This window comes from Sulfurovum lithotrophicum (genome assembly GCF_000987835.1).
Lineage (GTDB): Bacteria > Campylobacterota > Campylobacteria > Campylobacterales > Sulfurovaceae > Sulfurovum > Sulfurovum lithotrophicum.
Window position 1 is genome coordinate 400373 of sequence record NZ_CP011308.1, and the last position, 10984, is coordinate 411356.

At 45.6% G+C, this 10984-nt stretch carries 7 protein-coding genes and 1 riboswitch; of the genes, 6 read left to right on the forward strand and 1 reads right to left on the reverse strand.

The annotated features are described in order from the left end of the window. The first annotated feature begins 1 nt into the window (after position 1). The 6 genes from YH65_RS01960 (at position 2) to YH65_RS01985 (ending at position 9640) form a co-directional block, all read left to right on the forward strand. Positions 2-1492 (forward strand): DUF1501 domain-containing protein, encoded by a 1491-nt coding sequence (locus YH65_RS01960; protein ID WP_046550396.1) that lies wholly within the window; start codon positions 2-4, stop codon positions 1490-1492. Between the two features lie 100 nt (positions 1493-1592). Next, positions 1593-4034, forward strand: coding sequence for a leucine--tRNA ligase (leuS, locus tag YH65_RS01965; RefSeq protein WP_046550397.1), 2442 nt, complete (start codon positions 1593-1595; stop codon positions 4032-4034). A 77-nt stretch (positions 4035-4111) separates the two neighbouring features. Beyond that, the gene (gene lptE, locus YH65_RS01970) at positions 4112-4714 is read left to right on the forward strand and encodes an LPS assembly lipoprotein LptE (protein ID WP_245609209.1); all 603 of its coding nucleotides are present in this window, start codon (positions 4112-4114) and stop codon (positions 4712-4714) included. Positions 4715-4716: 2 nt separating this feature from the next. Further along, a complete protein-coding gene (locus tag YH65_RS01975) occupies positions 4717-5904 on the forward strand; it encodes a bifunctional folylpolyglutamate synthase/dihydrofolate synthase (protein WP_046550398.1) in 1188 nt (395 codons plus the stop codon). An 11-nt stretch (positions 5905-5915) separates the two neighbouring features. Further along, a complete protein-coding gene (gene mfd / locus YH65_RS01980; protein ID WP_046551972.1) occupies positions 5916-8894 on the forward strand; it encodes a transcription-repair coupling factor in 2979 nt (992 codons plus the stop codon). Continuing rightward, positions 8894-9640, forward strand: coding sequence for a response regulator transcription factor (locus YH65_RS01985; protein WP_046550399.1), 747 nt, complete (start codon positions 8894-8896; stop codon positions 9638-9640). The genes mfd and YH65_RS01985 overlap by 1 nt, the downstream gene beginning before the upstream one ends. A 17-nt stretch (positions 9641-9657) precedes the next feature. Here the strand turns inward: YH65_RS01985 and YH65_RS01990 are convergent, their stop codons facing one another. Next, positions 9658-10677 carry a sensor histidine kinase gene (locus YH65_RS01990; RefSeq protein WP_052746058.1) on the reverse strand — a complete coding sequence of 340 codons (1020 nt, stop codon included), beginning with the start codon at positions 10675-10677 and terminating at the stop codon, positions 9658-9660. A gap of 140 nt (positions 10678-10817) precedes the next feature. Further along, positions 10818-10906: riboswitch (cyclic di-GMP riboswitch) on the forward strand. The last annotated feature ends 78 nt before the right edge of the window (positions 10907-10984 follow it).

Consider the following 10984-nt stretch of genomic DNA (forward strand, 5'->3'; position numbering starts at 1 on the left):
TATGAAAAAAGAGAGACGAGATTTTTTACGATTGATGTACAACAGTTCTATTACTGCGGCATTGGCCCCGATGCTTGCTCCTCAAGAGATATATGCGTCTGACTCACAAACCTTTGATGATTATAAGGCAGTAGTATATATATCATTATTTGGCGGCAATGATGCCATTAATATGATTTTGCCTACTGAGAGAAGTGGTGAGGCTGGGTATGATACATATGCAGATATCCGAAAGAATTTAGTGGTTTCGTATGATGACCTTTCTGAAGGGTTGACATTGAATACAGAGGGCAAGCTTGATTTAAGCAGCGCAAACCCTTACGATGTTGCTTCAAACCTGAATGAAGATGCCTACCGTAAAGGTATGTATCATATTGGTGATACCGGTATCGGAGTCAATGGTATGATGCCTGAGGTAGCGCAAATGATGAATGAAAACAAGTTGGCGGTCATAGCAAGTGTCGGGACACTGGTGGTACCAAAATTTGATCCTGTCAGCAAACAAAAACTCTCAGGTGTATTTCCTGACCAGCTTTTTGCACATGATAGGCAGCGAAGACTACAAGAGACGGGACAGGCAGACAACCCAACAGGGTATGGATGGATAGGAAGACTTTTTGACAATCTTCAGGGCATTAATGGTTCTGGAATCATTACCCAAAATATCTCATTTTCAGGACATAATCACTCTCTGGTCGGGCAACATACCTATCCGTTGGAACTTGCAACCAATCCTGCGCACTATCAAACCAGGGCAGCAGGTGAGATCCCAACACGTCAGCAACTCAATGAATCCCTTACAGGCAATCCATTTGAACGTTTATACAACAAGATGATAGGTAAATCATACTCTTTGGTTGATGAACTAACTAATATTTGGGACAATGCCAGAATATACAGTACTTTGGACTCTTACGGAAATTCTCTTTTTTCTTTTCCTTCAGAGGCACAGATAAATATGGAAGAAGCCCCGAGCGTTAGTTTGATAAAAAGTTTTGAAGCCATAGCCAAGATGATTGACTATGGAAAACAAAACGGATTAAAAAGGCAAGTGTTTTATATTGAACATGGAGGATACGATACCCACAGTGCTCAACTGGATATGCATCCCAAATTACTACGCGAGCTCAGTCTTGGACTTGACAAATTTCAAAAAGCCATGGATGAGATGGGTATGTCAGATAAGGTTACTGCCTTTACCGTATCAGATTTTGGCCGAAGTGTAATAGAAAACGGTGACGGTACTGACCATGCTTGGGCAGGACACAATCTTGTAATGGGTGGTGCAGTAAATGGAGGTCAGATGTATGGGGATTTTCCTCTGCTAGTTGAACAGACTGTCGATGAGAGCCGTATTATTCCGACTATAGCTATTGAACAGCAGTTCGCAACGGTACTCAAATGGTTTGGCGTGGATGACACACTTAACAATACACTTTTCCCCAACCTGAAAAACTTTAGTCAAAGTGATCTCGGTTTTATGAAAGCTTAAGAGTACAGCGGTATTTCTAAAGATACCGCTACAACTCCCCCTAACCCCATCTTCGATATAATCCTTTCTATTAAATAATCACGAAAATAAGCGAGATACAATGAGTTACAACCCAAGTGAGATTGAAGCCAGGTGGCAGAAGAAATGGGATGAAGAAGAGGCATTTGAACCGTCGGATTCGTATGAGCAGAAGAAAAAATATATCCTGAGTATGTTTCCGTTCCCAAGCGGGCGTCTGCATATGGGACATGTACGAAACTACGCTATTGGAGATGCTTTTGCGCGCTATTACCGCAAACAGAACTTCAATGTCCTGCATCCTATTGGCTGGGATGCATTCGGTATGCCTGCAGAGAATGCGGCTATCAAACATGGACGCCATCCAAAAGAGTGGACCTATAGCAATATAGATTATATGCGAAAAGAACTCAATACCTTGGGACTCTCTTTTTCAAAAACACGCGAGTTCGCTACCTGTGATCCGCTCTATACCAAGCATGAGCAGAAGTTTATTATTGAAATGTACGAAAAGGGACTGCTTTACCGTGAATCGACCACAGTGAACTGGTGTGAAAGCTGTCATACGGTCTTGGCAAATGAGCAGGTTGAAGAGGGATGCTGCTGGCGTTGCGACAATGAAGTAGAGCTCAAAGAGATGCCAGGATATTACCTCGATATCATCAAGTATGCCGATGAACTGCTGGACGATCTTGCACAGCTTGAAGGGAAATGGCCTTCGCAGGTCATTGCGATGCAGCGCAATTGGATCGGAAAGTCGCAAGGGCTGGAATTCACCTTTGAACTGAGTGAAGAAAGCAAAGCCAAACTGGACGGTAAGTTTGACGGCTACAAAGTCTTTACCACACGTCCCGACACGATCTACGGTGTGACCTATTCGGCTTTGGCGGTGGAGCATCCTATTACCAAGTATCTGGTAGAGCATGATCTTCTGAGTGCCAAAGTTGCAGAGAAGATCACAGCAATCAGTAATATGACGGAAGTAGAGCGTGCACAGGAGGGCAAAGAGGGATACCCTTTGGGCATTACTGTGATCCATCCTCTAACTGGAGAAGAGATACCGGTGTGGACAGCGAACTTCGTACTGGCCTCCTATGGCGGCGGTGCAGTCATGGCCGTACCTGCACATGATGAGCGGGATTTTGAATTTGCCACGAAATACGATCTACCGATCAAACGTGTCATTCAGGGGGGTGACGAGTTGCCTTATACTGGAACTGGTGACCTGATGGACAGTGGCCGTTTCTCCTGCGTGGGCAGTGAAGAGGCGAAGATTGCGATCATCAATATCATGGAAGAGGAAGGCAAAGGGAAAGGCACAACCAATTATAAGCTCAGAAACTGGGGTGTAAGCCGTCAGCGTTACTGGGGTGCGCCAATTCCGTTCGTGCATTGTCCAAACTGTGGCCTTGTACCGGAAAAGAAAGAGAATCTGCCGGTTGCACTGCCTGACGATGTAGAGATCACAGGAGAGGGGAACCCGCTGGAAAACCATCCGACCTGGAAATACTGCTCTTGTCCACAGTGTGGTGCCGATGCGGTCCGTGAGACCGACACACTCGATACCTTTGTTCAGTCAAGCTGGTACCAGTTCCGTTATGCAACCAATCCCAGGAAGTGGGAAGAGGTGGGCATCGATAAAGAAGATGCGAATTACTGGCTGGGGGTGGACCAGTACATCGGCGGTATCGAACACGCGATTTTGCACCTGCTTTATGCGCGTTTCTTCACCAAAGTACTGCGTGACCTCGGACATCATGATATTGATGAGCCGTTCACAAGACTGTTGACGCAGGGAATGGTACTGATGGACGGTGCCAAGATGAGCAAGTCCAAAGGCAATACCGTCGATCCGGACGCACTGGTCGAGAAGTATGGCGCCGATACGGCAAGACTTTTCATCCTTTTTGCCGCACCGCCGCAAAAAGAATTGGAGTGGAACGATTCGGCGGTAGAGGGTGCCTTCAGGTTCATCAAGAAGCTTTATGACAGAAAAAGCAAAGTGACAGGCAACATGCTGATAGATATCGACCACAGCGGGCTATCCAAAGAGAGTAAACTGGCACGTGTCAAAGTCTATGAGGCTCTGCAGAAATCAACGGATGTCTATGAAAATACATTTGCGTTCAATACCTTGATTGCAGCCTGTATGGAAGCACTCAATGCTTTGGACAAGCAGGACAACGGCGATGTCTGGATAGAGGGGATGTACATCATGCTCAATTTGCTCGAACCGATCATCCCGCATGTGACTGCAGAATTGAGTGAACAGCTTTTCAACAGAGAGAATCTTGCTGCCGTACTCAAAGTCAAAGAGGAGGTCTTTGTGCAAGAGAGTATTCTTTATGTTGTTATGATCGGTGGCAAGAAACGGACCGAAATAGAGGTCAGTCCAGGTGCATCAAACGAGGAGATACTGGTTGCTGCCAAAGAGGCTGGAGACAAGTGGCTACAGGGTATGCAGGTCGTTAAAGAGATCGTCGTACCCAATAAATTAGTGAACCTGGCGGTGAAACCAATTTAGTGAAGGGTAAATAACAAAGAGTGAAGAGTGAAAGTATGCGGTGCAGTGGCTCCGTTTTTATTGAAAAAGGTAAAAAGATGACAACACTAAATAGAAGTTTTTCAAAGAAAAACAAACCACAACTTTCCACTCTTCACTCTTCACCCCAAGGGCACTTGTCACTTCGTTCGGGCGCACTCTTCACTTTAATAGCAGCAATGCTGCTATTAACCGCGTGCGGCTACAAACCCTCTTCTCATCTCATCCGTAACGTCTTTTCTGATTCGGTCTATGTCGAAGTGGTCATTGACAGGGTAGAACCGGAAAATGCGCCGTATGTCAAAGATGAGATGAACCGTCTGGTCTATACGCGTTTCAAAGGGCATATCGTTCCCAAAGATCAGGCAGAGAGCCAGATAAGCATCGATTATAAAGGCAGTACCTTTACCCCTTTGACTTATGAAGACGGATATGTGGTCCGTTACCGTGCCAACATCAGAGTGAAGTTCGATATGGTAACCAAAAAAGGCAAGCTCTCCAAAACGATCGTTTCGGTATTTGAATCTGATATCGAAAAGAGTTCCATCAGTTCTTCAGCCCTCAGAACGGAAGCGATCCGTAAAGGACTGGAAAAATCACTCAACGAATTCCTTGCCTATGCCAGTGCGAAGGGAATGTTGATAGAAAAAAGTAGTAGGTAGCAGTGAAGGATTTGACATTTGCGGAATTCTTAGACAAAAAGCCGCTTTATTACAAAAAGATTGACCATGAGCGGGTACATGTCGCCTATAGGATGCTCAAGCCGCATATCGACCGACCAAAGACCGTGCATGTTGTCGGAACGAATGGCAAAGGATCGACGGGACGCATGATCAGCCACCTCGCTTACCAGGAGGCAGGGAGCAGGGAGCAGGGGGCAAGTTTGTCTGTTGGCCACTTCTCCTCTCCGCATATCCTGAAATTCAATGAGCGTATCTGGATGAATGGCAGTGATGCCTCTGATGAGGTTCTGGAAGCGGCACACCAAAAGCTTTTTGCTATTTTGGGTGAAAAGATGAGTCATGCACTGAGTTATTTCGAGTATACCACTCTGTTGGCATTCGTTGTATTTGAGAATTGTGACTTGATGGTGCTTGAAGCAGGTCTTGGCGGAGAATTTGATGCAACCAATGTCTGTGACAAGGAGCTGAGTGTTATTACCCCCATCGGGATCGACCATCAGGCTTTTTTGGGAGATTCTATAGAAGAGATCGCTGCAACTAAAATACGCAGTATCCAGTCCGGCGGTAAAGTGCTTATTGCTCCACAGCCTTATGAAGAAGTAGTGGAGGTGGCAGCACAGATCGCAGAGAAGAAAGGAGTGGAGTTTTTTCTTAGTAAGCAGAAAGTAGAGACCAGGGAGCAGTTAGAGTATGTTGCCTTTGAAAAATCTTGGAGCAGTTATCTTGTGGATAATGCAATGGTGGCGTTGCAAGCACTGGATATTCTGAATATTCCATATGATATAGAAGCGTTTAGAACATTGGAACTTTTCGGGCGCTTCTATCCTTTAACGAAGAATATCCGTATCGATGTTGGACATAATCCTCTGGCGGCAAAGGCGATCGTCGGAGCGATGGAGCCGGATACGGTACTTATCTACAACTCTTTGGATGATAAGGACTATGAAGAGGTTTTGAGAACATTGAAACCCAAGGTTAAACGGGTAGAGATTATCAGGATCGATTCCCAAAGAGCGACAACGGTAAAGGATATTGAAGCTGCATTGGAGAAAGTTGGTTTACCGTACAGTGATTTTCAAAATAGCATGGAGGATGATCAGCATTATCTGGTGTTTGGTTCTTTTTATACGGTGGAAGCATTCTTGAAAAAATTAAAAGTTAAAAGTTAGAAATTAAAATGATGTATCAAAGCAATATCTATGAATATTTGGAAAATTTAAGAGAAGAAAAACTTCTTCTCTGCAAAGATGATAAAGAGTCAATACAGATAAGAGATGTAGCACAACTGCTTGGGTTTGATACGTTTGTCCTACCCGATATCAGGGTGAATGTAGGTGAAGACCTTCGTGCCTATACAGAAGACCTTCAGCTCTTTTTTGCACAGCTTTCCGCCTATCATGCTTCCGACAGAAAAAAGATTCTCATTTCTCCAGTCCGGACTGTACTGCTGCCCTTTCCAAAACCTGAATTTTTCAGGAAGAAAGTCCTGGAATTCGGTGACACGGTCGACCTGAACGCACTGAAAGATACTCTGTATCAATGGGGATACCATTTTACCGATATCGCTGCGAGCAGGGGAGAGGTCTCTTTCCGTGGTGATATCATCGATATCTTTCCTATCGATGCTGAAAAACCCTACCGTATCTCCCTTTTTGATGACGAGATAGAGTCGATACAGCATTATGATGAAGCGACACAGAAGCGTTTTGAAGAGGAGTTGGACACTGTAGCGTTTACGCCTGCTTTTCTTGCACTTGACAAGGAGCAGTATGAGGCCCTTAAAAACAGAGTAGAGAGAAGCCGGTACGACACTTTTGTTAAAGATATAGATTCTCTTGGACTGTGGCATCTTGAGGATCTTGGTCAGAGTGCACTCGAACAGTTCCCAGCTGTTTGGGCGAGTAATCTGGATGAGGAACTCAAAGAGATCTACGAATTGGGTGAACCGCTGATACCGCGTAAAGATTTCCTGCTTCCTTCCGTGCCGGAGAGTGACCGCTACCGTGACCTTGAAGTGGTGGAGCCCAACAAACTGCTTGAGGTCCACAAAAACAAAAAGATCACGGTCATCGCCAGGAACGAGAGTATCGTCAGGGGCTCTGAGCTGAGCAGTTTTGAGAATATTGAATTCGTTTATCAGGACGGTATCGTCAATATCATGGGAGATGACAGGCTTGTCATCTCTTTGAACAAACCGCTCAAGAAGAAACGGGTCAAGAAAGCGACGATCATCCTTGATGAACTCAAACCCGGTGATTATGTGGTGCATGAGAACCACGGTGTGGGTATCTTCAAAGGGATCGAAAAGCGTGATGTGCTGGGGGCGACCAGTGAATTTGTGGTGATCTTTTATCAGAATGAGGATTCTCTGCTCATTCCGGTCTCCTCTCTTGAAGTGATAGACCGCTATGTGGCAGAGGGCGGAGCACTGCCGGTTCTGGACAGGCTTGGCAAGGCAAGCTTTAAAAAGCTCAAAGGCAAGGTAAGGGAGAAACTCTTTGCCATCGCTTCCCAGATCATCAATCTCTCCGCCCAGAGACACCTGAAAAAAGGTATCAGGATGAAGATCGACAGAGAGGAACATACGCTTTTCATGTCCAAAGCCGGTTTCCTGCATACCGAAGATCAGGAAAGGGCGATCAACGATATGCTCGATGACATGAGTTCGGGCCGGATGATGGACCGTCTGCTCTCTGCCGATGTGGGATTCGGAAAAACGGAAGTGGCGATGAACGGGATGTTCGTTGCCGTCAGGAACGGTTACCAGGCTATGATGATCGCACCGACCACGCTGCTTAGTTCCCAGCATTACAAAAGCCTCAAGGAGCGTTTTTATGATTACGGGTTCAAAGTGGCCAAACTCGACCGTTTTTCTACGACCAAAGAGAAAAATGCCATCCTGAAAGGATTGGCGGAAGGGAGCATTGATGTAGTAGTGGGTACACATGCACTGCTCAAGGCAAAGTTCAAGAACCTTGCTCTGGTAATCATAGACGAAGAGCATAAGTTCGGTGTAAAACAGAAAGAGGCACTCAAAGAGATGAGTATCGATGTGCATCTGCTCTCGATGTCTGCCACACCTATACCGCGTTCATTGAATATGGCGCTTTCAGAGGTCAAGAGCTTTTCTGAGATACTTACACCTCCGACAGAACGCCAGGGCGTCCGTACTTTTGTGAAGAGTTATGATGACAAAGTGATCAAAGAGGCCATTCTGAGGGAGATGCGGCGCGGTGGGCAGATCTTCTATGTCTTCAACTCCATTGCCGGGATAGACGAGAAGAAGAAACAGTTGCTTGAAATTCTGCCTAAGCTTCGTGTTGCCGTACTGCACTCCAAGATCTCCGCTAAAGAGACGGAAGACGAGATGCTGAAGTTCGAGGATGGAGAGTATGACGTACTGCTCTCCACCTCCATCGTCGAGTCAGGCATCCATATGCCGCATGCCAACACGATGATCGTCGATGGGGCGGACAATTTCGGTATCGCCGACCTGCATCAGCTCAGAGGCCGTGTCGGACGGGGCGGAAGGGAAGGTTACTGCTACTTCATGGTAACGGACAAGGACAGATTGACCGAGAATGCCAAAAAGCGCCTCATCGCACTGGAATCGCACTCCGATCTCGGTTCGGGTGCCGTGCTGGCTTTCCATGACCTTGAGATCCGTGGTGGTGGTAACATCATCGGGGAAGCACAAAGTGGACACATCAAGCAGATTGGTTATTCGCTCTACCTGCGTATGCTTGAAGATGCCATCAAAGAATTGAGTGGACAGGACAAAGAGGTAGCGCATAACATCGATATGAAACTCTCCATTGACGCCTACCTGAACGAAGAGCTCATCGAAGAGGACAGGCTGCGGCTCGAACTCTACCGCAGGCTCTCACTGTGCGAAACAACAGGAGAGGTCTACGAGATAGAAGCCGAGATTGCCGACCGCTTTGGTAAACTTGACACCATCACCAGACAGTTTATCGATGTCATGGTCATGAAAGTACTGGCAAAAGAGCAGGGCATTTCCAAAGTTTCTTCCTACGGGGAGAATGTCTTCATTGAGTTCAGGGAAGAGGGCAAAGAGCGCGTGGTTTTAAAATCCAACTCCAAAGATGATGACGATATCATTGCAACCGCGATGGGATATTTGAAGGGGAAACAATAGTGATTGGCTACAAGAGACTTTTCGAACTGACCAATGCGTATTCGGTGCTGTTGGTGGAAGATTATGAGCCGCTTCGCAACGATATGGCAGAAATGCTGGAAGATCTTTTTGAAACGGTGGTAGCAGCATCGAACGGTGTGGAAGCTTTGGGACTTTACGATGAGTATCGTACAAAACGCCACCGTACCTTTGATATTGTCATATCGGATATACAGATGCCGCTGATGAATGGGGTTGACCTTTGTGAGGCTCTGCGTGAACGCAACGAGGAACAGCAGATCATCATTCTTTCTGCCCATACGGACAGTAAATATCTTCTCAGGCTCATCAATCTGGGTATTGCACAATTCATCAGCAAGCCCGTACAGCATGACCGTCTGTTCGATTCACTCTCTTTTGTATGCGGAAAGGTCAGTAAAGAAAATGCAACAGTTTCTCAAGGCAGTATGCTTGATCTGGGAGAAAAAATGTTTTGGGACAAAGAGAGGAGCCTGCTGACGCAGAACGGTTATCCTGTGCAGTTGACCCGGCATGAGACCTTTCTGATGCAGTTATTGGTAAGAAAAGCTGAACAGGTATGCACGGGAGAGGAGATATTGCATTATTTCTACCTTGAGAGTGTTGAGCTGGATGAAAAAAATATACGGAACCTGGTCTTCAAACTGCGTAAAAAACTTCCCAAGAGTGTGATAAGCAGTATTTATGGTATGGGATACAAGTTCTCATTGTTCAGTCAGTCCTTTTAGGCTTATTGAAAGTGAGGTCAAAGCAGACCCCCCCCGTTTTTGTTTCGCATCTTTATGGAACCGTTGTGGTGATCTTCCATAATGATCCTGGACATATACAGCCCAAGTCCTGTACCGACATTGTGCTCCTTGGTGCTGAAATAGGGTTCAAAGATCTTTTTGGCAACAGTAGCGTGAATTCCTCCGCCGTTGTCGTATATCCGTATGAGACACTGTTGTTTTTGTTGAAGCGTAGCGATAATGATCTTCGGGACTTGGATATTTTTTTCCAAAAAAATGTCTTCACTGTTTTTCAGCAGATTGAGTATGACCTGAATGATCTCATTTTCATACATCATGATCTCGGTATGGTCATTCAATTCTGTAATGACTTGAATGCCTTTGCCTTCAAGTGATTTTTGAATGATCATCAGGGCATTTTCAACGGGTTGGCTCAAGGGTGCTGTCGCCTTGCTTTTGTAGGGGTTGAAAAAGTTCCTGAAGTCGTCCGTCGTATCGGAAAGATAGCGCACATACTCCAGAATGCTGTCGTGTTTCCTTTGTAGATAAGCAAGGAACTTTTTTCGTTCGGTAGGTTGGGCAAGGTCGAATTTACCGCTTGCGATCTTCATGTTAACCCCTATGACAGCGGAATTTATGGCTCCAAGCGGCTGTTTCCACTGGTGCGAGATCATGCTGAGCATCTCTCCCATTGCAGCCATTCTCTGCTGTTGAAGTAGCAGTTCATCCTTGTGCCGCAACTCTTCCACCGCCAATTCCATCTGTTTTCTCAACCGTTTATTGTATTGGCGCTGTGCATAGAGGCTGAGCAGTATGAGCAGGACAAGCAGGGCAAAAGGAAAGAGCATTTTCAAAAGATTCTCAGCTGTATACCGGGTATTGTCGTCTGTATGCATGTTTTGTACCAAGCGTGCTTCACCCAAAGAGGTAAAGGTACTCTTTGGCTCTGATAGGTTAAGGTCTGAAGGCAGAGTTTTTGCATGTAAAAAAAGATGAAAGGTCAGGAAAAAAGATAAAAAAAGATATACAAATTTCATAGGCTGTCACCGGTGATGCTGGTTTTTATAAATGTACTATAGCATAATAATACTCTTTACGTGACATTTGCGTGACATTTATCTGTTATAATGCAATGTTATGTTATTCCCTTTCTAAATTGAAGAGAGGAAATACAGCATATTGTCAAAGCCAAACCACCTGAGAAGGTGGGACGGAAAGCTACGGATCTCCCCCTTTTTTTTGAGGGCAGACCGCCGGGTTGCCAAAATAAATATTTTACAAAATTACAAGGGGTTGTAAATGAAGTTAATTTGGTCATGGTTGAGGGCGGTTGCCCTTTTTGGT

What these genes read in the sequence shown, in the direction of transcription:
- lptE (WP_245609209.1), top strand. Translation starts at nt 4,112, where the DNA reads ATGACAACACTAAATAGAAGTTTTTCAAAGAAAAACAAACCACAACTT.
- mfd (WP_046551972.1), top strand. Translation starts at nt 5,916, where the DNA reads ATGTATCAAAGCAATATCTATGAATATTTGGAAAATTTAAGAGAAGAA.
- leuS (WP_046550397.1), top strand. Translation starts at nt 1,593, where the DNA reads ATGAGTTACAACCCAAGTGAGATTGAAGCCAGGTGGCAGAAGAAATGG.
- YH65_RS01990 (WP_052746058.1), bottom strand. Translation starts at nt 10,677, where the DNA reads ATGAAATTTGTATATCTTTTTTTATCTTTTTTCCTGACCTTTCATCTT.
- YH65_RS01960 (WP_046550396.1), top strand. Translation starts at nt 2, where the DNA reads ATGAAAAAAGAGAGACGAGATTTTTTACGATTGATGTACAACAGTTCT.